At 63.4% G+C, this 26,639-nt stretch carries 29 protein-coding genes; 14 read left to right on the top strand and 15 right to left on the bottom strand.

Translation table 11 applies throughout. The features are described 5' to 3' along the window. Positions 1-5: 5 nt before the first annotated feature. The 7 genes from WYH_RS06930 to WYH_RS06900 all read right to left on the bottom strand — a co-directional run bounded on the left by WYH_RS06930 (position 6) and on the right by WYH_RS06900 (position 7,259). On the bottom strand, positions 6-1,022 hold the full coding sequence (locus tag WYH_RS06930) for a type II secretion system F family protein (RefSeq protein ID WP_046903264.1): 1,017 nt from the start codon (positions 1,020-1,022) through the stop codon (positions 6-8). Positions 1,023-1,041: 19 nt separating this feature from the next. Next, positions 1,042-2,013: a type II secretion system F family protein gene (locus WYH_RS06925; protein ID WP_046903263.1), complete on the bottom strand. Its 972-nt coding sequence runs from the start codon at positions 2,011-2,013 to the stop codon at positions 1,042-1,044. Between the two features lie 69 nt (positions 2,014-2,082). Then, on the bottom strand, positions 2,083-3,381 hold the full coding sequence (locus WYH_RS06920) for a pilus assembly protein CpaE (protein WP_046903262.1): 1,299 nt from the start codon (positions 3,379-3,381) through the stop codon (positions 2,083-2,085). Between the two features lie 3 nt (positions 3,382-3,384). After that, positions 3,385-4,047: a CpaD family pilus assembly protein gene (locus WYH_RS06915; RefSeq protein ID WP_046904899.1), complete on the bottom strand. Its 663-nt coding sequence runs from the start codon at positions 4,045-4,047 to the stop codon at positions 3,385-3,387. An 11-nt stretch (positions 4,048-4,058) separates the two neighbouring features. Then, a complete protein-coding gene (locus WYH_RS06910; protein WP_046904898.1) occupies positions 4,059-5,624 on the bottom strand; it encodes a type II and III secretion system protein family protein in 1,566 nt (521 codons plus the stop codon). 64 nt (positions 5,625-5,688) lie between these two features. Beyond that, positions 5,689-6,693: a Flp pilus assembly protein CpaB gene (gene cpaB, locus WYH_RS06905; protein ID WP_046903261.1), complete on the bottom strand. Its 1,005-nt coding sequence runs from the start codon at positions 6,691-6,693 to the stop codon at positions 5,689-5,691. Positions 6,694-6,767: 74 nt separating this feature from the next. Continuing rightward, complete coding sequence (locus WYH_RS06900; RefSeq protein WP_046903260.1) at positions 6,768-7,259, bottom strand: A24 family peptidase; 492 nt, start codon at positions 7,257-7,259, stop codon at positions 6,768-6,770. 98 nt (positions 7,260-7,357) lie between these two features. Here WYH_RS06900 and WYH_RS06895 point away from each other — a divergent pair, with 98 nt between their 5' ends. The 3 genes from WYH_RS06895 to WYH_RS06885 are packed head-to-tail and all read left to right on the top strand — an operon-like array spanning position 7,358 to position 9,639. Next, complete coding sequence (locus WYH_RS06895) at positions 7,358-8,305, top strand: alpha/beta hydrolase (protein WP_328700705.1); 948 nt, start codon at positions 7,358-7,360, stop codon at positions 8,303-8,305. Continuing rightward, positions 8,302-9,399, top strand: coding sequence for an NAD(P)/FAD-dependent oxidoreductase (locus tag WYH_RS06890; protein WP_046903258.1), 1,098 nt, complete (start codon positions 8,302-8,304; stop codon positions 9,397-9,399). The genes WYH_RS06895 and WYH_RS06890 overlap by 4 nt, the downstream gene beginning before the upstream one ends. Before the next feature lie 57 nt (positions 9,400-9,456). Continuing rightward, a complete protein-coding gene (locus WYH_RS06885; protein ID WP_046903257.1) occupies positions 9,457-9,639 on the top strand; it encodes a YegP family protein in 183 nt (60 codons plus the stop codon). A 39-nt stretch (positions 9,640-9,678) separates the two neighbouring features. Here the strand turns inward: WYH_RS06885 and WYH_RS06880 are convergent, their stop codons facing one another. From WYH_RS06880 to WYH_RS16995, 3 genes are all read right to left on the bottom strand, one after another. Beyond that, entirely contained in the window at positions 9,679-11,682 is a 2,004-nt protein-coding gene (locus tag WYH_RS06880; protein WP_082348078.1) for a glycoside hydrolase family 3 protein, read from the bottom strand. 90 nt (positions 11,683-11,772) lie between these two features. Continuing rightward, positions 11,773-12,750, bottom strand: coding sequence for a calcium/sodium antiporter (locus tag WYH_RS06875; RefSeq protein ID WP_046903256.1), 978 nt, complete (start codon positions 12,748-12,750; stop codon positions 11,773-11,775). A gap of 145 nt (positions 12,751-12,895) precedes the next feature. Further along, complete coding sequence (locus WYH_RS16995) at positions 12,896-13,066, bottom strand: HP1242/YdcH family protein (RefSeq protein WP_169780733.1); 171 nt, start codon at positions 13,064-13,066, stop codon at positions 12,896-12,898. Positions 13,067-13,177: 111 nt separating this feature from the next. Here WYH_RS16995 and WYH_RS06870 point away from each other — a divergent pair, with 111 nt between their 5' ends. After that, on the top strand, positions 13,178-14,092 hold the full coding sequence (locus WYH_RS06870) for a hydrogen peroxide-inducible genes activator (RefSeq protein WP_046903255.1): 915 nt from the start codon (positions 13,178-13,180) through the stop codon (positions 14,090-14,092). Between the two features lie 100 nt (positions 14,093-14,192). After that, positions 14,193-14,918 (top strand): Bax inhibitor-1/YccA family protein, encoded by a 726-nt coding sequence (locus WYH_RS06865; protein ID WP_046903254.1) that lies wholly within the window; start codon positions 14,193-14,195, stop codon positions 14,916-14,918. Between the two features lie 99 nt (positions 14,919-15,017). Here WYH_RS06865 and rnhA read toward each other — a convergent pair whose 3' ends face one another. The 3 genes from rnhA to ispH are packed head-to-tail and all read right to left on the bottom strand — an operon-like array spanning position 15,018 to position 17,417. Then, a complete protein-coding gene (rnhA, locus tag WYH_RS06860; RefSeq protein WP_046903253.1) occupies positions 15,018-15,452 on the bottom strand; it encodes a ribonuclease HI in 435 nt (144 codons plus the stop codon). A gap of 2 nt (positions 15,453-15,454) precedes the next feature. Further along, positions 15,455-16,435: a homoserine kinase gene (gene thrB, locus WYH_RS06855; RefSeq protein ID WP_046903252.1), complete on the bottom strand. Its 981-nt coding sequence runs from the start codon at positions 16,433-16,435 to the stop codon at positions 15,455-15,457. A 7-nt stretch (positions 16,436-16,442) separates the two neighbouring features. Next, a complete protein-coding gene (gene ispH / locus WYH_RS06850; RefSeq protein WP_046903251.1) occupies positions 16,443-17,417 on the bottom strand; it encodes a 4-hydroxy-3-methylbut-2-enyl diphosphate reductase in 975 nt (324 codons plus the stop codon). 75 nt (positions 17,418-17,492) lie between these two features. Here ispH and WYH_RS06845 point away from each other — a divergent pair, with 75 nt between their 5' ends. From WYH_RS06845 to WYH_RS06835, 3 genes are read left to right on the top strand one after another with little or no spacing between them, the layout of a single operon-like run. After that, positions 17,493-18,173 carry a hypothetical protein gene (locus WYH_RS06845; RefSeq protein WP_235979022.1) on the top strand — a complete coding sequence of 227 codons (681 nt, stop codon included), beginning with the start codon at positions 17,493-17,495 and terminating at the stop codon, positions 18,171-18,173. A 55-nt stretch (positions 18,174-18,228) separates the two neighbouring features. Then, positions 18,229-19,974, top strand: a complete 1,746-nt coding sequence (argS, locus tag WYH_RS06840; RefSeq protein WP_046903249.1) for an arginine--tRNA ligase — start codon at positions 18,229-18,231, stop codon at positions 19,972-19,974. 4 nt (positions 19,975-19,978) lie between these two features. Next, positions 19,979-20,695 (top strand): SPOR domain-containing protein, encoded by a 717-nt coding sequence (locus tag WYH_RS06835; protein WP_046903248.1) that lies wholly within the window; start codon positions 19,979-19,981, stop codon positions 20,693-20,695. A 12-nt stretch (positions 20,696-20,707) separates the two neighbouring features. On the opposite strand, the gene WYH_RS06830 is transcribed toward WYH_RS06835, so the two are convergent. Continuing rightward, a complete protein-coding gene (locus WYH_RS06830) occupies positions 20,708-22,003 on the bottom strand; it encodes an MgtC/SapB family protein (protein WP_169780731.1) in 1,296 nt (431 codons plus the stop codon). A 162-nt stretch (positions 22,004-22,165) separates the two neighbouring features. Here WYH_RS06830 and nagZ point away from each other — a divergent pair, with 162 nt between their 5' ends. The 6 genes from nagZ to tatC are packed head-to-tail and all read left to right on the top strand — an operon-like array spanning position 22,166 to position 26,190. Further along, positions 22,166-23,185, top strand: a complete 1,020-nt coding sequence (gene nagZ / locus WYH_RS06825) for a beta-N-acetylhexosaminidase (RefSeq protein ID WP_046904895.1) — start codon at positions 22,166-22,168, stop codon at positions 23,183-23,185. An 8-nt stretch (positions 23,186-23,193) separates the two neighbouring features. Further along, positions 23,194-24,009 carry a segregation and condensation protein A gene (locus WYH_RS06820; RefSeq protein ID WP_046904894.1) on the top strand — a complete coding sequence of 272 codons (816 nt, stop codon included), beginning with the start codon at positions 23,194-23,196 and terminating at the stop codon, positions 24,007-24,009. Further along, positions 24,006-24,662 (top strand): SMC-Scp complex subunit ScpB, encoded by a 657-nt coding sequence (gene scpB / locus WYH_RS06815; RefSeq protein WP_046903247.1) that lies wholly within the window; start codon positions 24,006-24,008, stop codon positions 24,660-24,662. Before WYH_RS06820 ends, scpB begins: the two co-directional genes overlap by 4 nt. 29 nt (positions 24,663-24,691) lie before the next feature. Beyond that, positions 24,692-24,943 carry a twin-arginine translocase TatA/TatE family subunit gene (gene tatA / locus WYH_RS06810; protein ID WP_046903246.1) on the top strand — a complete coding sequence of 84 codons (252 nt, stop codon included), beginning with the start codon at positions 24,692-24,694 and terminating at the stop codon, positions 24,941-24,943. Between the two features lie 21 nt (positions 24,944-24,964). Further along, on the top strand, positions 24,965-25,378 hold the full coding sequence (gene tatB / locus WYH_RS06805) for a Sec-independent protein translocase protein TatB (protein WP_046903245.1): 414 nt from the start codon (positions 24,965-24,967) through the stop codon (positions 25,376-25,378). Between the two features lie 8 nt (positions 25,379-25,386). Then, entirely contained in the window at positions 25,387-26,190 is an 804-nt protein-coding gene (gene tatC, locus WYH_RS06800; RefSeq protein ID WP_046903244.1) for a twin-arginine translocase subunit TatC, read from the top strand. A gap of 137 nt (positions 26,191-26,327) precedes the next feature. Here tatC and WYH_RS06795 read toward each other — a convergent pair whose 3' ends face one another. After that, the gene (locus WYH_RS06795; RefSeq protein WP_046903243.1) at positions 26,328-26,546 is read right to left on the bottom strand and encodes a hypothetical protein; all 219 of its coding nucleotides are present in this window, start codon (positions 26,544-26,546) and stop codon (positions 26,328-26,330) included. Positions 26,547-26,639 lie beyond the last annotated feature (93 nt).

Genomic DNA, 26,639 nt, shown 5'->3' with positions numbered 1-26,639 from the left:
CCGGGTCAGCCGCCCTTTGCCGGTCCACCGTCGGAGAAGGCATCGGCGATCGAACAGGCTGCCGGGCCCAGAATGACGATGAACAGCACGGGCAGGATGAACATGATCAGCGGCACGGTCATGATGGCCGGAAGGCGCGCGGCCTTTTCCTCGGCCCGCATCATGCGTTCGTTGCGGAATTCGGCCGACAGCACGCGCAGGGCGGATGCCAGGGGCGTGCCGTAACGCTCGGTCTGGATCATGGTGGTCACCACGCCGCGCACGGCGTCCAGATCGACGCGATAGGCCAGGTTCTCGAAAGCCTGGCGCCGCTCGGTCAGGAATGACAGCTCGATCGCGGTCAGTGCAAATTCATCGCCCAGTTCGGGATAGGCGCGGCCCAGTTCGCGGGCGACGCGGTTGAATGCCGCGTCAACCGTCAGGCCGGCTTCGGCGCAGATGACCAGCAGGTCCAGCGCATCGGGCAAGCCCTTGCGTATGGCATCGGTGCGCTTGTTCGCCTTGTTCTTTAGAAAGACTTCAGGGCCCTTGTAGCCGACGATCACCAGTGCGGCGAAGGCCATGAACCGCTTGAAGCTGCCCCATTCGGGAAATGTGTCGGTCCAGTAGAAGGCGATAATTCCGATAAAGCCAAGCACGATGGGCAGAACCATGCGCGCGAAGATGACGAAAACCGCCAGTTCCTTGTTGCGATAGCCGGCCTGCGCCAGCTTCTGCTGGATCTCCTTTACCTGGCTTTCCTGCAGGACCTTCATGCCCTGCAGCGTTTCCTTCATCCGGTCGGTCTTTTCGGTTCGCCGGGTCAGGTTCTGGCGCTTTTTCGCCTGTTTGACGATGCCGGCCTTCAGTTCTTCGCGCCGTTCGTTCAGCGATTTCACGCGCTTGGCCATCGGGTCTTTCACCGTCACGGCGGTGTAGATCGCCAGGATGACGGCGAAGGCGGCCACGGCCGACAGCAAGGTGCCGATCAGGACGACATCGAAGCCGAGCAGGGTCGGTCCGGGGGCGGGGGCGGCGATCATGTGTGCAATATCCTCCCGCTCAGATTTCGAAGCTGACCATCTTGGCCATGATGAAGGCGCCGATGCCCATCCACACCAGCCCGCCAAGGCCGGTCACGATCAGGCGATCATCAGTGAAGAAGCCGCCAATATAGCTGGGGTTGATCCAGTAGATCATGCCGAAGACGATGAAGGGCAGGGCACCCACGATATAGGCGGAGGCCTTGGATTCCGAACTCATTGCCTTGATCTTCAGCTTCATCTGGGCGCGTTTGCGCAGCACGTCGGCCAGGTTGGACAGGGTTTCCGCCAGATTGCCGCCCGTCTCCCGCTGGATCGCCAGCGTGATGACGAAGAACTGGAATTCCGGCGTGCCCAGCTTGTCTGCGGTTTCCTGTAGCGATTCCTCCATCGTCCGGCCGATCTTTATGCGTTCCACCACCTGACGGAATTCCATCCCCACGGGGCCGGGAATCTCGGTGGCCACAACGCTGAGCGTTTCGGTGACGGGAAGGCCGGAACGCAGGCCGCGCACCAGCAGTTCGATGGCATCGGGGAATTTCGCGTTGAAGGCTTCGGTACGGCGCTTCATCAGGAAACCGACCACCAGATGCGGGATTCCCGCGCCGGCAAGCACGCCGATGCCAAGCGATAGCAGCAGCACGCCGGTTTTCAGGAACATGATCAGGGTGATGACAAGGCCGAGGCCGATCGACGCATAGAAATACTGGCTGACGGTCCAGCGTTGCCCGGTCCGATCGAGCCGCAGCGCCAGCGCCTGGATGCGCGATGTCGAACCGGCTTTCTTGTGCAATTTCGGCTTGCGCGCCGCGATTGCCTTCTTGAGCTGGGATTCAACCTTGGTCGAAGTGCTTTCCGAATGGCGATATTGCAGCGATTGCAGCCGACGCTGCGCCTCCCGGCCTGCCGATGGGCCGGAAAAGGCCAAATAGAGCAGGGCGACCATCGCGATCAATCCGCCGCCAACGAGCAGAAGCTGGATGATGCTCATAACCGTCCTTCGTCCATCTGTTTGCGAAACCGCCACCAAGGCGCGCCGTCACGGCGCGCCCCGATCCGTTTATTCGGCGGGTTCGGTTTCCTTGCCGCCGGACGTCTTGTCCTTCTTGCCCAGCAGCGATTTGAGATCGAACTTGCCCAGCAGCGAACTGCCGGCTCCGGCCTTGGTCAGGTCGGCATCCTCATCTCCGCTTACGCCCGCGATGGCCGAAGCGATCTCGCGCAGCACGGCGCCCGGCTTCGATCCCTGATTGGCATCGGCGAAGGTCTTGCCCAGCTTTGCCGCATTGGCCGCGGCCTTCTGATCGAAGGGGATCGAATAGTTGATCTTGCGTTCGATTGAGGCTTCGAAATCGGCCTTGCTGATTTCCGCCGTGCCGGCCTGAACCTTGCTGGCGATGATAAGGGGCTGTGCGCCCGGCGCATTCTGCTTGAGCCAGGACAGGATCCGGATCGTGTCGCGCGCCGAGGCGAGCGTCATTTCCGTGACCAGTGCCACCACGCCGATTTCCGCCAGCAGGCCGGGGAAGTTGATCAGCATGTTGCGCGGCATGTCGATGACCGACATTTCAAACGCCTGGCGGAATTCCTCCTGCAACTGCATGAAGGCGGCGCCATCCGTCATCAGCGGCGAATTGATCGGCGCTTCGGCAGACAGGATGGCAAGGTTCTCGTTCGCGCGGATCATGGCGCGTTCGATGAACAATCCGTCGATACGGCTCGGATTCTCGATCGCGTCCGTCAGGCCGCGCCCCGGCTCCAGGTCGAGGCTGAGCGCCCCCGTGCCGAAATGGATGTCCAGGTCCAGCAGGGCGGTCGGGCTGTTATGCTCGGTCGCGAACAGCCAGGCCAGCGAAGTGGCAATGGTGGAGGCGCCAACGCCGCCGCGCGTGCCGACCACTGCGGTGGCTACATGCGGCTTGGCTGCTTCCCCTTCACCCGCACGCGGCGCGGTGAAGACCGCCTGTGCCTGGGTCAGCGCATCGCGCAGCTGACCGGCCGAAAGCGGCTTCAGAAGATAATCGTGAATGCCGCTGGCCAGCAGGTCGCGGTAAAGGCGCACATCGTTCACCTGGCCGATGGCAATCACCACCGTACCGGGCTCGCAGACTTCGGCCAGGGCGTTGATATCGTTCAGCGGATCACCGCTTTCCGACAGGTCGACCAGCAGGATCGCAGGGCTTGCGGAAATCGACAGGGACTGGACCGCGTTACGCAGCCCGCCCTTGTTGCACTTTTCCGGCTGCCAGCCCATTTCGATGACCACCGGGCGCAACACGTCCAGCGATGTCTCGTCGCAGATATAGGCGGCGAAGGGATCGCGATTGCCCATCGGGCCAGCTTTCCACGGCGCATTCATGGATCAGTTTCCTCCTGAAGCCTGGCTGGAGACGGCCGGCAGGTTGCCGGCGCCCGTCGGCTGCTTGTCGCGATAAGTCTGGATGGCCTTGCTCGAACTCATGACGACAGTGTCGCCCGTAGCTTCGGCACCTTTCAGCAAATGTTCCGGATCGGCCATCATCGCGGCCATGTTGCTGTTGATCGAGCAACCAAAGCCGGAGGTCGTGCGGTTGCCGAGATTGCTGGCATATTGTTCCGACCAGTCCGGGCATCCCGGCACATAGGCGCTGGACCGCGAGACGACGACGCGGATCTTGCCCGGATCGACATAGCCTTCCGTCACCGGCGCTTCGTCGCTCAGCAGGATGCCGTGGCGCCCGGCAAGGGCGGCGATGTCTTCCTGCGCGGCAGAGTCGCTCAACGATCCGTCGATGGCGACGCGGTCGCCATAGCCGAGATCCATGGCTTCGAACCATGCGGCAAGGCGGCGCTGTTCCTGGACCGGAACGCCGCCGGAACCGGCGGACACGTCCAGCGTGTAATTGTGGCGTTCGACCACTGGCTGCTTGGTGCTGTAGAGGGAACGGTTCATGTCCCCCCCCGCGCTGTTGCAGGCAGAAAGCGCGAGGCCGAGCGAGATGGCGAGAGCGGCTGCTGCCGTCGTCTTGCTGCGAATGTGCATCATGTTCACCTTTCTCACTTCAGGCTGAAGCCCGGTTCGGCAGCATTGGCGGCTTCTGCCTGCTGTTCTTCCCTGGCGGGCTTGCGGCGGCGATGATCGGCAAGTTCGCCCACGCCGTGGTCGATCGCGCCGATTTCAGGATTGGCATTGCCCGTGCCCGCCGCGCGCGGCATCGGGCGGCTTTCACCCGAAACGCCGGCATTGTCCTTGTTGAGCAGCAATTGCTCGGCAAAGGTCGGTGCGTGGAAACCGTCGGTCGGCAGCACGATCTTGCTGTCGTCCACCGGCTTGACCAGGAAGGGGGTGACCACGATCACCAGCTCGCTCTGGCCCTTGCGGAACTCGGTCGATTTGAACAGATTGCCCAGGATCGGCACGTCACCGGCACCCGGCAGCTTGTCGATCGTGTTGTTCGCATTATTGCTCAGCAGGCCGGCAATCATGAAGCTCTGGCCGGAGCCAAGCTCCACGCTGGTTTCCGCGCGCCGCACGGTCAGGCCCGGCACGTTGAAACCGTTGAGCGTTACCGCCCCCTGGCTGGTCAGTTCCGATACTTCCGGCCGGACCCGCAGGGAAATGCGCCCATTGGCCAGAACGGTCGGCGTATAGGCCAGGCTTACGCCATAGCTCTTGTATTCGATGGCCGTCGTTCCCAGCCCGCCGCTGGCAGGGACGGGGAATTCACCACCTGCCAGGAATTGCGCGGTTTCGCCCGAAAGCGCGACCAGGTTCGGTTCTGCCAGAGTGGTGACCAGACCTTCCTGTTCGGCAGCATCCAGCGAACCCAGCAGGTTCAGGCCGAGGAACTTGCCCGCGCCGACAATGGTGGAACCCGATCCCGATGGCGGCACGACCGAGATACCTTCGTCCGCTTCCGTGCCGGTCCAGAGCGGACCGTTGGGATAATATTGCGGCACGTCGCCGCGGCCCTGGCCAATGCCGAACTTGAAGCCGTTGGAGGCGTCATAAGTGTTGATATTGGCGCCCAGCGTGCGGACCAGCGAACGGCTGACTTCCGCAAAGCGGACGCGCAGGCTGACCTGCAGCGGGGTGGCCATTCGCAGGCGCGAGATGACGTTGGAATCCTCGCCGACAAAGGCCTGAACCAGGCGTTCGGCCTCTGCCGCATCTTCCGGTGCGCCGACCGTGCCGGTCAGGAGCACGGTGTTCGTGCCCATGGTGGCGACATTGATCTTCGCCTGCGGCATGGCCAGCGTCAGCATCTGGTCGATACTGTCGAGATTGGAGCCGACGCGGATATTGGCCGACCAGATGACGTTGCCCGAACCATTGCTGGCATAGACCGTGGTTTCGCCGCCGGACTTGCCGAAGACATATAGCTGGCGCTGCGATTTGACCTGCACATCGGCAACCTGGTCATTGGCCACGAAGATATCGGCCATCTGTCCGGGCACGGTCACGAGCTGGCCGCGGCCGATGGACAGCAGGATATCCTGCGAAGGTGCGGTTACGGCCTGCGCCTGCAGCGACCCGGCCGGCATGGCGGCCAGCGGCAGAAGCGCACAGGCCGCGGCCAGAACGGTCTTGCTGAGCCGAGATTTCTTAAGATGACGAGTCATGGGTTCATCCCCCGGTGCCGCATCGCAGACGCGGCCATCACGAAACTGGTGAAATATCATCGGTTTACTTTCTTACCGGCACGGCCGTCGTGTCCTTGCCGCGGGTTACGCGGACGATGGGGCCGGACGGTGCACCCGGCACGCCGATGCTGTTGGTCACTTCCATGGCCGGGCCACGATCATTGCCGGAATTCTGGGGTGGAATGGTCGTGCGCTGGAAACGGGATACGTCGCCGCCGGTCACGAAGCTGCTCTTGCCGTCGCGGGGCAGGCTGGTGGCCTGGCGCAGGAGGCGGCGCTCTTCTTCCGGGGACGCATCCTCCGGCATGTCGATCTCGCCGGCGGCAATGGCGCGGTCCAGTTCGCTCTGATTGTCGGCGATGGAGCGCAGGGCGAGGCTGAGATTGCCGATCGTCTGCGCCACTTCGATCTTTTCCGCGATCTTGGGGGTGACTTCCAGCGTCACCGTGCGGAAGGCGCTGACCACGGTCTTGCCGTCTTCGGTCGTCCGGGTTTCGGTCGACTGGTCGGTGGCAAGAACCCGCAGGTTGCGCAGGATGGTTTCCGTGGTCTTGAGCGGCGGGCCATCGCCCGAAACGGTCTGGGTCAGCATCATGTCCACCCGGTCCCCCGGGAAGATGAAGCCGCCAACGCCGGTCTGGGCGGAAACGGAAACGGTAACGGCGCGCATGCCCGGGCCAAGAGCCGCGGCCAGGAAGCCGCGATCGCCCGGCGCGACCAGCGATCCCTGCGTCACCGGCTCACCCGCGGTGATCGGATGACGCACGACAGTGCCCATCAGCATGGACATGTCGGCATTGCCATCGATGAAATAGGCGTCCTGGACCATTTCCTGCGGCCAGAGCTGGAAGCCGATGGCATCGGCGGTGATGATCGTGCCCACCGGCAGGCTGCGCTTTGCAACCAGCACCTTGGGGCCTTCCGGCTCCACAGGGGCGGCAACCACCTGAGGCGCGCTGCTGCCGGCGAACATGCTCCGTGCCGCCATGGCGGTGCCGATCGCGACGATCAGCGCTCCCACCAGCAGTACCAGCTTTTTCCTGTCCATTTTGCGTCAAGCCTCTTCGATGGTCCTTGCGGAATGATTTTGTCCGCTTAGGCGATCAGTGGTTAAAATCGGGTTCACCCCAGGGTGCCGGTGGCCACGGGCGCGGAAAAATAATGCGTGCCCAGCACCCACAATCCGGCTGCGGCGATGGCTACACCGTAAGGAATGGCCAGCCGTTCGCGCTGGCGCCGCATCACGTGCCAGGCGCCAAATCCGATGGTCAGCAATCCGCCCAGCACCGCCATCAGCAGGATCAGCTGCATGAACAGGGCGGGCGGAATCCAGAGGGCGAGCGCGGTGAGCAATTTCACATCGCCGCCACCCATTGCGCGCAGGGCGAACAGCACGGCGAGAATGGCGAATGTGCCAAGCGCCACGCCGAACTGGATGGCGATATCGGGCCATAATTCCATCCCGTTCGCCCACCAGAACAGGGGCGCGCCCAGCGCGATGCCGGCGTTCAGCCAATTGGCGATATGGCGGCTGCGCAGGTCGGTGAATGCGGCGACCAGCAGCGCAATTGCCAATGCGGCAAGCAGACCGTACTTGAATGGATCGTCCAGCATGATGCTCCCGGGCCCCCTGGCAGCTTGCTAGCGTTTATCACTTACCAAAATGTAACTATGGGCAGGAGGACGATATTAGCCACGCGGCTGATGACAGCGTGCGGTTCGACAAGCGCGCAATCCCTGAAGGCGCGGTGGAGAGCCGGTGGACGATGCCGGATGGGCACGAAATCCGCAGGCTGGACTGGCCCGCCCCCGACGGGGAACCGCGCGGGTCGATCCTGTTCATGCCCGGACGCGGCGATGCCTACGAGAAATATCTGGAAACCTACGAACACTGGCGGCGGCGCGGCTGGCGGGTGACTGCGGCCGATTGGCGCGGCCAGGCCGGGTCCGGCAGGTTCGGTCTGGACGAGACGACGGGCCATGTTCTCGATTTTGCCCTGTGGATCGAGGATTTGTGCACTTTCTGGAGCGAGTGGGTGGAAACAATGCCTGGCCCGCATGTGCTGGCCGGGCATTCCATGGGCGGCCATCTTGTGCTCCGCGCGGCGGCGGATCAGGAACTGGATCCGAAGCCGGACGCGCTGATCCTTTCCGCACCCATGCTGGATGTGCATCCGGAAGTGTTGCCCCTGCCAGTCCGCCGCCTGCTCGCCCGGATCATGGCGGGTATCGGCGATCCCCGGCGGCCGGCCTGGAAATGGAGCGAGAAACCGGGGGCGTTTCCGCACGGGCGGCAGGGCCTGCTGACGCATGATGCGGATCGCTATGCCGATGAATTGTGGTGGCGTGAAAAACGGCCCGAACTGGTGATGGGGCCAGGCAGCTGGGGCTGGGTGGTGGCCGCGCTCGGTTCGATTCGCGGATTGCGGCGTCCCGGCGCGCTGGAACGGGTGAATCTTCCCGTGCATATCCTTGCCACCAGTGCGGACCGGCTGGTCGGTTTCCGGGCAATCCGCCGCGCTGCAACGCGCCTTCCTGACGCGGAAGTGACCTATTTTGGCCCGGAAGCTGCGCATGAGATTCTGCGCGAGGCCGATCCCGTGCGCGATCGGGCGCTTGCAGAGATCGATCGCTTCCTGCACCGGCTGGCAGCGAAATGAGTGCCCAGTACGATATCGCAATCATCGGCGCGGGAATGGCCGGGGCCAGCATCGCCGCGGAACTTGCCCCCCATGCCAGCGTCCTGCTGCTGGAGGCTGAAGCGCAGCCCGGCTATCACACGACCGGCCGTTCCGCCGCTTTCTGGGAAGAATGCTATGGCGGGCCCGAACTCGTGCCGCTCACGCTCGCTTCCGGCCATTATCTGCGCCAGCATGGTTTCCTGACCCCGCGCGGCGCGCTCTATATCGCGCGCAGCGGGCAGGAGGATGCGGTCGAATCCTTCATGGCCCGTTTTGCCGATAGCGGCGCCACTATCGAACGGTTGGGCCGGGCGGAAATGGAACGGCGCATCCCCGGCCTTCTGCCGGATTGGACGCTGGCCATTTCGGAACCAGCCTGCGCCGATATCGATGTGGCAGCGCTGCATCAGCATTATCTGGCTGCCGTGGCGCGGCTCGGTGTCCACTTGCGCACCAATAGCCGGCTGGAAACTGCGGAGCGCGAAGGCAATGGCTGGCGGCTGGGCCTTGCCCGTGGGGAGGAGGCGCGCGCGGCCATGTTGGTGGATGCAGCGGGCGCATGGGCCGATCCGGTGGCGGAACTGGCCGGGGCGAAGCCGCTGTCCATCACGCCGCTGCGCCGTACGGTTGCACAATTGCGCACCGATCCCGCTCCGCCCGAAGACCTGCCGCTGGTGCTGGATTTGTGCGGGGAGTTCTACTTCAAGCCGGAGAACGGCAAGCTCTGGCTCAGCCCGCATGACGAAACGCCCAGTGCGCCCTGCGATGCCGCGCCCGAAGAACTGGATGTCGCCATCGCTATCGACCGTTTCGAACAGGTCGCGAACTGGAAAGTGCAGGCGCTGGAACGGAAATGGGCAGGGCTGCGCAGCTTTTCGCCCGATCGGCTGCCGGTCTATGGTTTCGATCCCCGGCAGGAAGGGTTTTTCTGGTTCGCGGGGCAGGGCGGTTTCGGCATCCAGACCGCGCCTGCCGCAGCCCGCCTGGCGGCGCAGATGCTGATCGGCCTGCCGCGCGATGAGATGACAGAGGGGCTGGACGCGGATGTCTATTCCCCGGCCCGCTTCGGCTAGCCAAATCCCTAGCATCCGCTAGGGTAAGGGCATTATCAACGACAAGGGAGGGCCAGGATGGCTCACAGGTTCGAAATCCGGAAGAACAAGGCTGGCGAGTTCGTTTCCTATTTCGTCTATAACAGCGAGACCATTTTCTGGACCGAGGGCTATTCCTCGAAGGCGAACGCCAAGAACGCGATCGAATCCATCAAGAAGAACGGCCCGGATGCCGAAGTGGTGGATACCACGGTCGAATAAGGGGCCATGGCCCGGCCTGCGTGCCGGGCCCGCCTCATCCTATTCCGCTGAATCCTCCGGCACGATACCCGCGCCATAGGGGTATAGCGGATCGGCGCTGTCATCCGGCGCCGCCGGATCCTGCGCCTCCACCGCCGCCATGGATCGCGGCAATTCAAAAGGCAGCCGCCCGCGCGCAATTGCCCGGCCCAGCGCCACATCGATAATCGCCGCGTCACTCGCCCCGAAATTGGCGAGGATCACGTCTGCCTTGTCCTGCACATTGCCAAGCACTGCCGCCCGGTCGAGGAAGATCGCCAGCATGGTCGGCACATGCGCGCTGGCCTTTTCAAGAGCATCATAAGCGGCATCGCCCGGCCGGAAATCCAGCCGCCCTTCGTGATAGCGGCTGCCGAAGAAGTGGTGAGGGTGCAGTTCTTCATGGGCCGTTTCGGTCCGGACGATGGCGAAATCGGCCTGGGCCGGATCTTCCACCACTATCAGCCCGGCCGCACGCGCGGCCTGTGGGTCCATGCCATGCAGCCAGACCTTGCCGCCCGCAGCGAAGGGCAGGGCATTATCCTGATTGCGCAGCAGCACCTGTGCTTCACGCTGGGCCTTGTCCGCCCTGGCAACATCTTCCGGGCGGCCGATCTGCGCAGCGGCCGCATCGGGATCGACATAGGGATTGTCGAACAGGCCGAGCTGGAACTTGGCCGTCATCACCCGGATCACCGATCGGTCCAGCCTCGCTTCGCTCACCTCGCCATTCTCGACCGCTTCGATCAGCGGATCGACATCGTCCGTGCCGCCGAACTGGTCGATCCCGGCCAGCAGCCCTTTCACATAACGCTGCGCGACGGTGAGATCTTCCACGCCCCAGCTGGTGGCGATGTCCTGCGGGCGTTGCGGGGCTTCGGCAGTGGGTGCCATGCAGCGCATGTTGCAATCGCGCGTGATCGCCCAGTCGGACAGGATCATCCCGTCATAGCGATATCTGCCGCGCAATATGTTTTTCAGCAGCAGGCGGTTGAAGCCGGGGCCGACCTGTTCGAGCTTCTTCCCGCGCCATTTCGTGTTTCGCAGGATGGGATAGGCAGGCATGATCCCCGCCGTGCCCACGTTGATGGCGCCGCGAAACGCCTCCATATGTTGTTCCAGGTGATCGCTCGGCTCGGCAAAGCGGCCATAGTAATTATGCGCCTCTAGCCCGCCCGGCTGCGCGCCATAGCCTGCCCAATGCTTGACCACGGTCATCACCCCGTCGGGCTGCAATTCCCTTGCGCCGCCCTGGAAACTGGCGACATAGGCTGCGCCCATCTGGCTGGTCAGCCAGGCATTGCTGCCGAAGCCGCCGCTGCCGCGCGGCCAGCGCGGTTCGGTGAACAGGTCGAGCTGGGGTGACAGCGCCATGTGAATGCCAAGGGCGCGATATTCCCGCCGGGCGATCTCGCCGAAATCGCGCACCAGTTGCAGATCGCGCAGGGCGGCGAAGCCGATCAGTTCGGGCCATTTGGTCGTGCCCGTGCCAGCCTCCGCCGCGCCCAGCACATAGCTGAAATGATTGCGCGGATCAGTGCTGATGGTCAGCGGAATGCCCAGCCGGCCGGCGGCGGCCACTTGCTGCGCTTCATTGGATTGCCGCGCCAGTTCCGCGGGCGCGATGGACAGCCGCGTGATGAAGCTGGTGACATGCTTGCCCCGCACCAGATCGCCCAGTGCCGCCAGATCATATCCCGCGCCGCGGCCCATTTCGCCGTCTCGGCCCGGCATGGTCGAATGCATCAGCGTGCCGACTTTTTCGCGCAGGTCCATCCGCGCCGCCAGATCGCGGGCGCGCTCCACCGGCGGCAGGCGCCAATCCTCATAGGGTTCCAGCGTGCCATTGCCATTGGCATCGCGGAATTGCAGGCCATCTGCCGCAATGGCGCCCCTGATGTGCAGGCCCAGTTGCGGCTGTTCCCGCGCCGGGAGCGCGCTGGCTGCCAGCCCGCCATCTGCCGATGCGCATCCGGCCAGAACGGTGCCGGCCAGTATCGCGCAGAAAAACCTCTTCCCCACCATGCCGCTTCGCCCTGTTTCAGATTTCCGGTCGCGGATCAGGGTGGTGACCTTGCCCGCGCTCCACATGGCGCGCAACCGGCATATACGGGGTCAGGCGTTGGCGATCAGGAACGCCAGATAAGCGAAATAGGCCAGCAGCAGCATCACGGCGTGCAGCCGGCGGACACCGCGATAGAAAATCAGAAGCAGCACGATCGCAACGGCACTGAGAGTGACCAGTCCGAGGTCGAGCGGAACGAGATTGGCGGGAATGGCGCCGGGGGCGAGCAGCATCGTCGCGCCGCCAATGCCCAGCAGATTATAGATATTCGATCCCACTACATTGCCGAATGCCACCTCTGCCTCGCCCTTGCGCGCGGCAACCACGGAAGTGACCAGTTCGGGAAAGGACGTGCCCACGGCAACGATGGTCAGGCCGATCAGGGTTTCGCTCAGCCCCGCAATCCGGGCAAGGTCGATCGCGCCGGAGACAAGCAGATTGCCGCCGGCGATCAGCACGGCCAGCCCGATCAGGGTGAAGCCGACCGGCTTGACCCAGCCATCGGGCGTTTCCGGCAGCTCGCTATTGCTGTTTCCGGTGCTGTCTGCGGGTATCTCGCCATGGACCATCTGCGCTTCGGTCCGGCTTTCGGAGCGATAGCACCAGAAGATATAGGCGATCAGCAGCGCCAGCAGCGCCAGGCCGATGGCCTGATGCCCCATGCCGGAAAGCGCGAGCGCGAACACCAGCGCACTGCCGCCCAGCGCCACCAGCGGATCGCGCAACGGGTTTGCGGACCAGACTGCCATGCGGCCCGCCAGCGCCGCGCAGCCAAGGATCAGCAGGCTGTTCGCCACGTTGGAGCCGACGATATTGCCCCAGGCGATAGCGGGCGATCCCGCCATGGCGGCTTCCACGCTGGTGACGAGTTCGGGCATGGACGTGCCGAAGCCGACGATGACGAGGCCGATGAAGAGCGGATTTATATCGGCCTTGGCCGCGAGGCCCACGGCGCCGCGCACCAGCCATTCGCCGCCCAGGACCAGGGCGACGAGTCCGGCAATGAGAAAAACGATGGCTAAGGTCACGCAGTTATCGTCTTGGCTGCGGCAACGCGCGACGGCCCGCCCAGGCGGGGAGCATTTCTGCCGATTGTTCCGATTGTTCCGATTAAGGGTGGGTGCGGTACGCCACGGGGTGTGAGGGGGCTGTTAACGTACCGCACCCAGGGGCTTAGCCCACGGAGAGGGATCGGGTCCGCAGGCTTTCGATCCGGTCCTTCAGGCGGAGCCGGATACGCTTGAGCATCTTCATTTCTTCCTGCCGGCTGGCGGCGCGGCAATTGTCGATCAGGCGATTGAGGCGGCGATGGCGTTGGCACAGTGCATCCAGTCGGTCCGGCATGTCTCTCTCCTTCGATTGACAGGTTGAAGATGGGGCTAACTCCTCGTTTGAGCCAATTGAAAGCTTGGGTGGAAATCGATAGATAAAACCTATCATGAAAGGTCAGGTTCCATGCCAACGCTAAGGCAATTGCAATATCTGGTGGCGGTGGCCGATGCCCGGCATTTCAGCCGCGCTGCCGCCTCCGTCAACGTGTCCCAGCCGACGCTGAGCCAGCAATTGCGGGCGCTGGAAACCCGGCTTGGGGTCTCGCTGGTCGAACGCGGCGATACGCCGGTGCAACTTACGCCCGTTGGTAGGGAAATCGCGATGCGGGCCAGAAAGATCCTGCTGGACGTAGAAGATTTGCGCGGGCTCGCCCGCCGCAGCGTGTCCGGATTGGCGGGAGCGGTCCGTTTTGGCGTTACGCCCACGCTTGGGCCTTATCTCCTGCCGCCCGTCGTGGCGCGGCTGCACCAGGAATATCCGGACATGCGCCTGTATATGCGCGAAGGGATACCGGACGATCAGCTTGCCGAATTGCGGCGCGGCGCGCTCGACCTCGTGCTTGCCCCCCTGCCGGTTACGGGCACGGATCTGGAGATAGAGCCGCTGTTTCGCGAACCGCTGCATCTCGTGGCGGCGCCGGACAATCCGCTCTGCACGCGGACCCTGCTGCGCAAGACCGATCTTGCAGGTGCGGAGATCCTCAGTATCGACCGGCGTCATCACTATCATCGGCAGGCGCAGGACATATGCGAGGATCTGGGTGCCCAGCTGCTGCGCGATTACGAAGGGACCAGTCTCGATAGCCTGCGCCAGATGGCCGGTTCCGGAATCGGCCTGGCGATCCTGCCCGAACTCTATCTGAAATCGGAAGTGGGCGGGCAGGACATGGTTTGCCGGCTGACTATTGCCGACTGGTCGGCCACACGTTCCATCGCGGCGATCTGGCGCCAGGGCGCGGCCTATGGCGAAAGCTACAGGATGATAGCCCAGGCCATCGCGGTGGAGGCGCGTGGCCTGCTGGCCAGGGTCATAGTTTAAATCTATTGGAAATCAGCGTATCTTTCTATCGTTTCTTAATGGTTCTGTTTCGCGCGCGCGTCTAAATTCGGAGTCGATATTTTTCCCGAAGAGGATGCAAATGAACCACGATTGGACCTCCAACCGCCCGGCCGAATCCGGTTTCGGCAATGCCGTGCGGTTCGATGAGGGGCTGCGCCGGCATATGCTCGGCATTTACCGCAATATGGGCCTGGCCCTGCTGATCAGCGCGGCCGTGGCCTGGGTGGTTGCCTCCACCCCGGCGATATACGGGCTGATTTTCGGCACGCCGCTGAAATGGGTCGCGATGCTGGCCCCGCTGGCATTCGTCTTCTTTTTCTCCTTCCGGTTCGAAAAGATGACCCTGTCCGGTGCGCGCATGGCCCTGTTCGCCTTTGCCGGGCTGATGGGCCTGTCTCTGGCCAGCGTGCTGCTGGTCTTTACCGGCGCCAGCATTGCCACGACTTTCCTGATCGCGGCCGTGACTTTTCTCACCATGAGCCTGTGGGGCTATACCACCAAGGCCGACCTGACCCGCTATTCGACCTTCCTGTTCATGGGCCTGATCGGCGTCGTGCTGGCGAGCGTGGTCAATCTTTTCCTCCAGTCCAGCGCGCTGCAGATCGCCGTTTCGATCATCGGCGTTCTGGTCTTCACCGGCCTGACCGCATGGGACACGCAGCGGGCCAAGGCGGATTACGTTGCCTATGGCGCCAGCCAGCAGGCGGAAAAACTGGCGGTGATGAGCGCGCTGTCGCTCTACCTCAACTTCGTGAACCTGTTTCAGCTGCTGCTGCAATTCACCGGCGTACAGCAGGAACAATAACGGCTTCCGGCCCGCCCGCCTTGCACGGTGCGGCGGGCCATTTTTCGTGTCCGAAGCAGGTGATGTGCGGGCATTGCCGGACTTCCGGCAGAAGCCGGTTCAGCAGGCGGAATCGGCCGCGTCGCTGGCCAGCTTGTCGACCCGTTCATTCTCCGGGTGGCCATTATGGCCTTTCACCCATTGCCAGGTGACCCGGTGCGGCGCGGCCGCTTCGATCAGATCATGCCAGAGATCGGCGTTCCGGACCGGCTTCTTGCTGGCATTGATCCAGCCCTTGCGCTGCCAGCCTTCGACCCATTTCGTCATACCGTCGATGACATAGCGGCTATCCGAATGGATCACGACTTCGCAGGGTTCGATCAACGCCTTCAGGGCGCGGATCACCGCGGTCATTTCCATGCGGTTATTGGTCGTATCCGGATCGCTGCCGTGCAGTTCCTTCTCGTGCCGGCCCATGCGCAGCAATGCGCCCCAGCCGCCAGGCCCCGGATTGCCCTTGCAGGCGCCGTCGGTGAAGATTTCCACGCGTTTCATGGTTAATCAATGCCTTGGCTTTGCCGTGCGGGGAAGGCCCCTTCGCCCTGCTCCCGGTAAAAGGCGAGCCGGCGGGCAAAATCCATCGGGTCTTTCGGCGTGACCAGCGCATCCACCGGCGTATTCAGCCAGTCATAAGCGCGCGTGGCCATGAAACGCAGCGTAGCCCCCCGTGCGAGCAGGGGGAGGGCTTGTTGTTCCGCATCGGAAAGCGGGCGGCTGTCCGTATATCCGCGCATCAATTCGCGGGCGATTTCCGGCTGGAAACTGCCATCGGGCGTGAAGCACCAGGCGGCATGAGTCACCGCAAGGTCATAGGCCGTGATATCGGTGCAGGCGAAATAGAAATCGATCAGGCCGCTGACATGGTTATCCAGCATCAGGACATTGTCCGGAAACAGATCGGCGTGGATCACCGATCGCGGCAGGTCCTGCGGCCAGTTGGCGTCCAGAAAGGCCAGTTCTTCCGCCACGATTGCGGGCAATGCCGGGTCGATCTTGCGCAGCCCGTCTTCGCCGCAATCGGCAAATAGCGAATGCCATGCCGCCAGGCCCATGCTGTTGGGCCGGGAATCGGGAAAATCCGCCGCATTGATATGCAGCCCGGCCAGTGCGGAGCCCACGGCATAGGCTTGCGCGGCATTGGGGCGATCGACCGAAACGCCGGACAGGAATTCGATCAGCGCCACGGCCTTGCCGTCCATCATGCGGAAGGCGGCGCCGGCCTTGTCGTGGATGGTGCGCGGGACAGGGCTGCCCTTGGCCGCGAGATGATCCAGCAGGCCAAGAAAGAAGGGCAGATCGTCCAGATCGACCCGGTGTTCATACATGGTGAGGATGAACCGCGCCTGCGTCGTTTCGATCAGCCAGTTGGAATTGGAAACCCCTTCGGCAATGCCCTTGGCAGAGACAATTTCGCCGACATCATACTGGCGGAGCAGCGCGGAGAAATCTGCCGCGGAAAGATTGGTATAAACTGCCATGCGCCGTCTACGCAGTTAGCTGGCGCGGCAGCTTGAACACCATCTTTTCCTCTGCGGTGACGAGCGTGTGTTCTTCCACGTCCCGCCATTCGCCCAGCCTGTCCACCACTTCGCGGACCAGCGTTTCGGGGGCAGAGGCACCGGCGGTGATGCCCACCGTGCCAACGCCTTCCAGCCAGGCCGGATCGATATCCATCGCCCGCTGGATCAGGCGGGCACTGGTGCCACAGCGTTCCGCGACTTCGACCAGCCGCAACGAGTTGGAGGAATTGGGCGCGCCGATGACCAGCACCAGATCACTGCCGGGCGCGATCAGCTTCACCGCCATCTGGCGGTTGGACGTGGCGTAGCAGATATCCTCTGCCTTGGGGCCCACGATCTGGGGGAAGCGATCCTTCAGCGCGGCCACGATCTTGTATGTATCGTCCACCGAAAGGGTCGTCTGCGTCAGGAAGGCCAGCGGCGTATCGGCGGTGAAATCGAGATCGGCGACATCTTCAACCGTTTCCACCAGCGTCATCTGCCCTTCCGGAACCTGGCCGAAAGTGCCGATGACTTCCGGATGGCCCTTGTGCCCGATGAAGACGATATGGCGTCCGGCCTCCACCTGCCGTTCAGCCTGGCGGTGCACCTTGCTGACCAGCGGGCAGGTGGCATCGACATAGGTTAGTTCGCGCCGCTGCGCTTCTTCCGGGACGGATTTGGGTACGCCATGTGCGCTGAAGACAACGGGCATGTCGTCCGGCACTTCATCCAGTTCTTCGACGAAAATCGCGCCCTTGGCCTTCAGATCGTCGACCACGAAGCGGTTATGCACGATTTCGTGGCGGACATAGACGGGGGCGCCATATTTCGCGATCGCGCGTTCGACGATCTCGATCGCGCGGTCCACACCTGCGCAGAAGCCGCGCGGGGCAGCGATCAGAACAGTCAGTGCGTCACGCGCCTGACCGGCGGGGGTATCCTGAAAGGGTGCGTTCATCACGACCGCCCTAGCGGTTGTCGCTCCGCAGTGAAAGAGCTAGGGGCTGCTGCTCGATATGGACAAGGACCGCCAATGATCCCTCGCCCGATGTTCCCGCGCCCAATCTTCTCGGGCAAGGCGCTGTTCGCCGTCATCGCTTCCGCCGCTGCCCTCGCCGGGTGCCAGTCCGAAGGCGATATCGTCATCGAACAGGGCGTGGGTATCACCGCTCTGCGCAGCGTGTGCCCGGCCGTGGGCGTGCCTGATTTCACCGGGGATATCACCGTATTCAACCCGGCCGATGCGCGGACGCAGGATGCGATGGACCTTTCCGCCTCCATCACCAATGTCCGCAGCCAGTGCGATGACAGCACCGACCAGGTCTACACCACCGCCACGTTCGACGTGCTGGCGCAGCGCCGCGATACGGCGGGTGCGCGGACCGTGGAACTGCCCTATTTCGCCACTGTGGTCCGCGGCGGTAATGCCGTCATTTCCAAGCGGCTGGGCACGGTGACGCTGCAATTCGCGGATGGACAGGCGCGGGCGCAGGCCAGCGGCACTGCCGGCGCCTATGTCGATCGCGCGGCGGCGACGCTGCCCGACGATATTCGCGAACGGATCACGCGCAAGCGCCGTTCGGGCGAACAGGATGCGGCAATCGATCCGCTGGCCCAGCCGGAAGTGCGTTCCGCCGTGGCGCGCGCCAGTTTCGAACTGCTGATCGGCTTCCAACTGACCGAAGAACAGCTGGCCTATAACGCCACGCGCTGAGTCGGCGCGGTTTCGCCGCCTTTCCCGCGCCCGCAAAACGGGCTAACGGCGCGCCATGTCCGACACGCAAACCCTGTATGCCGCCTTCGCGGCCAAGATCGACGCCGTCCTTTCCGCACTGGAAAAGGAGGCCGTGCTGCCGCCGCACACTCCGCGCGACAATGTCAGTGTGGAGCCGCCGCGCGATCCCGCCCATGGCGATCTGGCCACCAATGCCGCGATGGTGCTGGCCAAACAGGCCAGGACCAATCCCCGCGCGCTGGCGGAAAAGATCGTGGAACACCTGGCCAGTGATCCGATGATCGAAAGCGCCGAGATTGCCGGGCCGGGCTTCATCAATCTGCGATTGGCAGCATCGAACTGGCTGGCGGAACTGGGTGCGATCGCCCGGCTCGATACGCGCTATGGCCGCTCCGCCATGGGTAAGGGCAAGCGGGTCAACATCGAATATGTCTCCGCCAATCCCACAGGGCCGATGCATATGGGCCATTGCCGCGGCGCCGTGGTGGGCGATGCGCTGGCCTCTCTGCTGGAATATGCCGGGCACCAGGTAACGCGCGAATATTACGTCAATGATGCCGGGGCACAGGTGCAGACGCTCGCCCGGTCGGCCCATCTGCGTTATCGCGAGGCGCTGGGCGAGGATATTGGCGAGATTCCGGAAGGCCTCTATCCCGGCGATTACCTGATCCCGGTGGGTAAGGTTCTGGCGCAGCAGCATGGCGATCGTTTCGTCGGCGCGCCGGAAAGCGAATGGCTGGAACTGTTCCGCACTACTGCCGTGGCAGCGATGATGGATATGATCCGTGCCGATCTCGCCCTTCTGGGTATCGAGCATGACGTGTTTGCGAGCGAGGCGGAATTGCAGCGCGCGGGCAAGCCGGAAGCGGCTGAAAAATGGCTGCGCGAACATGATCTGGTGTTTGACGGTGTGCTGGAAGCGCCCAAGGGCAAGACGCTGGAAGATTGGGAACAGGTGGAACTGCCGCTGTTCCGTTCCACCAGATTCGGCGACGATCAGGATCGCCCGATTCGCAAGAGCGATGGCAGCTGGACCTATTTCGGCGCCGATCTGGCCTATCACATGCAGAAGGCCGAAAGCGCGGATGAACTGATCGATATCTGGGGCGCGGACCATGCCGGCACGGTGAAGCGGATCAAGGCTGCCGTGGCCGCCCTTTCGGAAGGGCAGGGCAAGCCCATCCCGTTCGACGTGAAGCTGGTGCAGATGGTGCAGCTGCTGCGAGGCGGAGAGCCGGTGAAGATGTCCAAGCGGTCCGGCAATTTCATCACCATTGCCGACATGGTGGAAGAAGTGGGCAAGGACGTGGTCCGCTTCACCATGCTGACCCGCAAACCTGAAGCGCAGATGGATTTCGACTTCGCCAAGGTGGTGGAAGCGAGCAAGGACAACCCTGTTTTCTACGTCCAGTATGCCCATGCGCGGATCCATTCGACCATGCGCAAGGCGAAGGCGGAAAACCTCGCCCCTTCCGATGCGGATCTGGGCCTTCTGGGCGAGGAGGAACTGGCGCTGGTCAAACATGCCGCGCAGTTCCCGCGCGAAGTGGAACAGGCCGCCCGGGCGCGGGAACCGCACCGGATCGCCTTCTATCTCTATGATCTGGCTGCGGCTTTTCACGCTTTCTGGAACCTGGGGAATGATGATCCGGAAAAACGCATCATCCTGACACACAATGCCGAACTGACCGGGGCGAGGCTTTTCCTGGCCTCGCAGATCGGGCAGGTAATCCGCAATGGGCTTTCCCTGCTGGGGGTCGAGGCGGTCGAGGAGCTGTAGGAAAATGCATGTGCCAGCCAATGGGCGCACAAATGGCGAGCCGGGCGATCAGGCCGGCGAAGGCGCCTATGAAGCGGAGGAAGAGCTGGTCTTCGCTGACGAGGAAGAGCGCCTGCCGTGGCTGGAATCCGATGACGATCATGAAGAACAGGGTGTCGATACCGGGCGTATAATGGCCTTTGTCGGCGTGCTGCTGCTGCTGCTCATCCTGTTCGTGGGCGGATTGTGGTGGTTCACCCGCGATCGGACGCCCGGCCCTGAAGTGGCCGATGGCAGCGTGATCGCGGCCCCCGAAGAACCTTACAAGACACGGCCGGATGATCCCGGCGGCAAGGAAGTGGCCGGCACCGGCGATGCCAGCTTCGAAGTGGCAGAAGGCAAGATCGTGGAAGGCCGCGTGGCCGATACGCCCGCTCCGAAACCGGTGAAGGACACGAAACCCGGCTTTTCCGAAAGCGCCGAACCCGAACCCGAACCCGAACAGGGCGGGGTCGGCGTGCAGGTTGGCGCCTATGCCAATCGCGAAGCGGCCCGGCGGGGCTGGGATACGCTCTATCGCCGGTACGAGGCGCTGGACGGATACAAATATCGCACCGTCGAAGCCGTGGTGGATGGCAGCACGGTTTACCGCCTGCAGGCCGTCGCCGCCAGCGAGAGCCAGGCGAGGGAGCTTTGCCAGCAGATAAAGTCCGCAGGCGGGGACTGTCAGGTCAAGCGATAGGGCGCTTTCCGTTCAGCCGAACAGGCTGACGGCACGAATAGCCAGAGTGGCAATCAGAACGGCCAGGCTGGCCAGCAGCGCGAAGCCGGCCATGCGGCCCGATTTCAGCCCGGCATTGGCAAAGACGATGGCCACCTTGAACGCCATGTTCACCGCCACCGTGCCTGACAGGGCGAAGGCGGCGATCGCCACCGGAACGGCATCGCGCGGCAGGGCGGAATAGGCGACGAGCGCGGCATCGACATCGAAACTGCCTGCGATGAACAATGAAATGGCCGCGCCCGCATCGCCGAATTCCACCTGCGCCCAGCGAACCAGCAGCGATGCGCCTGCGACCGCGAGCAGGAAGCCGAAGGCCGGCAGCAATTCGAATGGCTTGGATGTCAGCTCCGTGCTGTCGGCATGGTTCGCCTTTTCGCGTGTCCAGGTCAGGCCCGAAACGCCAAAGGCCACAGCGGCGGCCGGGCCCAGCAGAGCCAGGATCGGCAGGGCAATGCCGGGGGCAAGAACCGCCGCAAGCAGGACCACGCGCAAATACATGACCGCGCTGGCCAGTGCGATGCCGGTGGCGAAAGGTCCGGCATGTTGCTGTTTCAATCGCCCGGCAAAGGCGGCGGTGACCGCGGTGGAAGAATAGGCCCCGCCGATCAGCGCCGTGGCAATGGTCCCCCGGTTCTGCCCGATCACCCGGTTGGCGATATAGCCGGCGACGGAAAATCCCGTGACCAGCACGACCACCAGCCATAATTTGAACGGGTTCCACGCATCATAGGGCCCATATTGCGCATCTGGCAGGAAGGGCAGAACGGCAATTGCGATGACCGCGAAACGGGCGATCGCGCGCATTTCCTCCGGCGTCAGGGCCTGCAACAGTCCATGCGCCTGCTGGCGCGCGGCAAGCACGAAAGTAACCAGCGCGGCGCCCGCCAGCGCCAGTTCGGCAAAGCCCGCACCAGCCAGCAGGCCGAGGCAGAGCGCGGCCATTGCAGCAACCAGCGTTGTCGCATCGCGCCGGCTTTCCGCCACCCTCGGCCGCAGAAATGCGCCGACCAGCAAGGCAACCAGCCCGGCAAGCAGGACAGAGGCCAGAATTGCGGAGACATGCAGCGCGGCAACGGCGATCAGGCCGCCGCATGATCCGATCAATGTGAAGGTGCGCACCCCCGCAACCCGCGAACCGTCCGGCTCATCCCTTTGCCGCCAGCCGCGTTCAATGCCGATCAGCAATCCGCAGGCGAGCGCGGCCAGCAGCAGGAAGGCCAGTTCCAGCTGCGTCTCCCACGTCACGCTTTCCGCCAATGCGTTCACATTCCCGCTCCCCGCCATCATTGCGATGACGCCCGGCTATTACCGACATTGGAGGTTTCGGCAATTCTGGCGGGCGCCGAATGGGCGATACTGCCCGATGTCCACATGGTCGCTGCGCTGCGAACTTGCCGAAATGCAGCTTTCCTGCATATTTCACCTGTGATGACGCCTGCCATTTTCGGCATTGCCGGTACCAAACTGACCGAGGAGGAGCGCGCCTTTTTCCGCGAGGCCGACCCTGCGGGATATATCCTGTTCGGTCGCAATGTCGAAACGCGCGAACAATTGCGGGCGCTGACGGACGATCTGCGCACGATCCACGGGCGTGAAAGGGTGTTGATCTCCATCGATCAGGAAGGCGGCCGCGTGGCCCGGATGAAGCCGCCGGTCTGGCCGCAATTCCCCGCGGGAGAAGCCTTCGCCAGATTATGGGACGTGGCCCCGGCCAGCGCGATCGAGGCGGCGCGGGCCAATGCCGAAGCGCTGGGCATGGAACTGGCGGATATGGGCATTACGGTCGATTACCTGCCTTTGCTCGACGTGCGGCAGGAGGGCGCGCATGACGTGATCGGGGATCGCGCCCTTGGCGGGGAGCCGATGCAGGTTGCCGCGCTGGGCCGTGCCATACTGGAAGGGTTGGCGCGTGCCGGTGTGACCGGCTGCGTCAAGCATATGCCGGGCCATGGCCGGGCTGGGGCGGACAGCCACAAGGAATTGCCCACCGTCGAAGCGAGCGAAGAGGAACTGGAGGTCGATTGCCGCCCCTTCCGCACGCTGGCCGGCGCGCCTATCGGGATGAGCGCGCATGTACGCTACACAGCGTGGGACGCGGAAAATCCCGCTACCCTGTCCCCCTTCGTGGTGGGCGAGATCATCCGCAAGAAGATCGGCTTTGCCGGACTGCTGCTGACCGATGATATCGATATGGAAGCCCTGACCGGCAGCGTGCCTGAACGCGCGGCAAGGGCCATTGCCGCCGGCTGCGACATCGTTCTGAATTGCTGGGCGAAAATGGACGATATGGCCGGTATCGCGGAACGCATTCCGGCCATGTCCGCCGAAGTGGCGGACCGGCTGGAGCGGGCACTGGCTTATGCCGATGCCGCCGCGCCTGCCGCGGACCGGGTGGAACTCGCCGCCAGGCGCGATGCCTTGCTCGACCTGGCGCGGGACACGGCGTGAACGAACAGATCGCAAACCGGGCGGAGCAGGATGACGGGCACGGCCCGGTCCCTGGCGGTGAACCGGGGGAATGGGACGGGGCCGGAAACGCTCCCGCCGGGGACGAAGCGCTCTATCTCGAACTGGATGGCTGGGAAGGTCCGCTGGATCTCCTGCTCGACCTGGCGAGGCGGCAGAAAGTCGACCTCAAGACCATCTCGATCCTGGCGCTGGTGGATCAATATCTCGCCTATATCGAACAGGCGGAAGCGTTGAAGCTGGAAATCGCCGCCGATTACCTCGTGATGGCGGCGTGGCTGGCCTATCTGAAATCGGCGATGCTGCTGCCGAAGGAAGAGCAGGAGGATCCGAGCCCCGAAGAACTGGCGCTGCGCCTGCAATTGCGGCTGCAAAGGCTTGGCGCCATGCGCGAAGCGGCGGCGCGGCTGATGGCGCGGGACCGGATCGGGCGGGACGTTTTCCTGCGCGGCGCGCCGGAGGGGCTTCGGGTCGACCGCAAGAATGCCTGGCAATGCGATTGGTACCAGCTCGTTTCCGCCTATGGGCAGGTGAAGCTGCGGACCGAGCCGGTGGTCCATATGGTGCGCGAACGGCCGGTGATGACGCTCGATTCCGCGCTCGACCGGGTTTCCTCCATGCTCGGCGTGCGGCTCGACTGGATGGAATTGCGCGATTTCCTGCCCCCTCATGCCGAACCGCGCCTGCGCAAATCGGCGCTGGCTTCCAGCTTCGTGGCGGCGCTGGAACTGGCGCGGCTGGGCAAGGCCGAAATCCGCCAGGAAGAGATCTTCGGCCCGCTCCATCTGCGCAGGCCCGCAGCGTGAACGAGGTGCCCGACGATATCCTTCGCGCGGTGGAAGCGACCCTGTTCGCGGCGGAAGAACCGATGAGCGTGGAACAGCTTTCCAGCCATCTGGAAGGGGCCGAAGTGCGGCCCGCGCTGAAAAAGCTGGAAGAACATTATCGCGAACGGGGCATCCGCCTGGTGGAACGGGGGCGGCGCTGGCAGTTCCAGACGGCGCCCGATCTCGCCCATCTGCTGCGGCGGGAAAAGGAACAATTGCGGCGCCTGAGCCGGGCCGCGACGGAAGTGCTGGCCATCGTGGCTTATCATGAACCGGTCAGCCGTGCGGAGGTCGAGGCGATTCGCGGCGTGCAGACGGCAAAGGGCACGCTGGACGTGCTGATGGAAGCTGGCTGGGTGCGGGTTGCCGGCCGCCGCGAAGTTCCCGGCCGCCCGGTAATTTATGCGACCACGCCTGAATTCCTGTCGCATTTCGGGCTTGCCAGCCGCCGCGACCTGCCCGGTATCGACGAGCTGAAGGCCGCAGGATTGCTGGATCCGGTGGACGATGCCTATGCCGAACTGGTGGCCCAGGATGGGCCGGACGATAATTCCGCGATTGACGAAAGCGAGGATGCTGTCATCACCGCGTCCAATTCCGGAGCGCTGGAAAAGCCCGAGGAAAACGCCTAGATTGGCGGCAACGTTTTTGGAGAGTTCCAGTGAATATCGGACCGTTTCAGATCCTGATCATCGCCTTGGTCATCCTTGTCCTGTTCGGCCGCGGCCGCATCAGCGAGATGATGGGTGACTTCGGCAAGGGCGTGAAGAGCTTCCGCCAAGGCCTGAGCGAAGAAGAAAAGGCAAAGGCCGAAACGGAAGCGGGCCGGATCGAAGGCCCGCAGCACGAAGCGAAACCGGCGAATGAAACCATCGTCGATTCGCAGCCCGCCGCCGACAAGACCGTAAACTGATCCAGGCCCCAGGCGCCGCCCATGTTTGATATCGGCGCAACCGAACTGCTGCTGATCGTTATCGTGGCCGTGATCGTGATCGGCCCGAAGGATATGCCGCTGGCTCTCCGCACTGCGGGGCGCTGGATCGGCAAGGTGCGGCGTGTCTCCAGCCAGTTCCGCGCGGGGTTCGATGCCATGGTCCGCGAAGCGGAGATGGAGGAGATGGAAAAGAAATGGCGGGAGCAGAATGAGAAGGTGATGCGCGAACATCCCCAGGGTGCACCTGCGGAAATGGAACCGACCGGCGCTCTGCCGCCGCCATCGCCGCCCAGTCCGGCGCCCCAGCCCGCCAAGCCGGCTGCTTCGGCGGATAGCAGGAAGGCTACGCCCCCGGCGGAGGGAAAGGCTGACGAGCCGCAATTGCCGCTCGACAATTCCCCCCGTTCATCCTGAGCTGAGCCATGGCTTTCAAGATTTCCGATATTGACGATACGCAGGCTCCGCTGATGGAGCATCTGGTGGAACTGCGCCGCCGGTTGATGCGGGCGATCATGGCCATGGGCGTGGCCTTTGCCTTCTGCATGTATTTTGCGGACGATATTTTCGGCTTTCTGGTCCGCCCGCTGACGGCGGCCTTTCCCGAAGGGCAGGGCAGGCTCGTCTATACCAAGCTGTACGAAGCCTTCTTCGTGGAGATCAAGGTGGCGCTGTTCGCCGCCTTTTTTATCAGCTTCCCCATCATCGCCAACCAGCTATGGGCCTTCGTGGCCCCCGGCCTTTATGCCCGGGAAAAGAAGGCATTCCTGCCCTTCCTGATCGCCACGCCGGTATTGTTCACCCTGGGTGCCAGCCTCGCCTATTTCATCGTCATGCCGACGGCTTTCACCTGGTTCCTCGGTTTCCAGGGCAGTGCTGGCGGTTTGCAGCAGGAAGCCCTGCCGGCGATGGGCGATTACCTCGATCTCGTGATGCGCTTCATCCTGGCTTTCGGCATCAGCTTCCTGTTGCCGGTGCTGCTGATGCTGCTCAACCGGGCCGGACTGGTCAGCCGGGCGCAGCTTGCCGGGGCCCGGCGTTATGTGATCGTGCTGGTTTTCGCCGTTTCGGCAGTAATCACACCGCCCGACGTGGTTTCGCAATTGCTGCTGGCCGTGCCCTTGCTGATCCTGTTCGAAGGATCCTTGTTGCTGATCTATCTCAGCGACCGGAGGGCGGGGAAAGGCGAGGCGCAAGAGACCGAAGCATCAGGCGAAGCCGCCGAATAATAGCGGACCCCGCAGGGTGATGCGCCGCCAACAGAGCCGCATCCTGCATTACTTGCCAGAGCCACAAACAAGAACGGCGCCACAAACAAGAACGGGGCCCGAAGGCCCCGTTCCGAAATAGCTTTTATGTGCGACCTTTACGGGCTGACAGCGTCATCATCGTCGTCGTCAAGAACGACAATGCCAACCACAGCGGCAGCGATAAGCGCGCCGATCAGGATAGCCGGAGCGATCTTTTCGCCTTCTTCGAAAGCGGCGCCCTTGCGGGCAGTGTCGGCTGCCGCGGCATGGGCAACGACCGGCGTCGCCAACATGCTGGCGCCCAGAAGGCCGGTAAGAACTTTACGCATCACCATATAGTTGTACTCCCTGTATCATTCACTTCTTCAGGTGGGTCGCTAATGCGTACTTATATATCGGGATTGCGAACAATGCGATAATTTTTTGCG

Origin of the sequence: Croceibacterium atlanticum, from assembly GCF_001008165.2 — a bacterium.
GTDB lineage: Bacteria > Pseudomonadota > Alphaproteobacteria > Sphingomonadales > Sphingomonadaceae > Croceibacterium_C > Croceibacterium_C atlanticum.
This window is presented reverse-complemented; position numbering and strand designations above follow the sequence as displayed.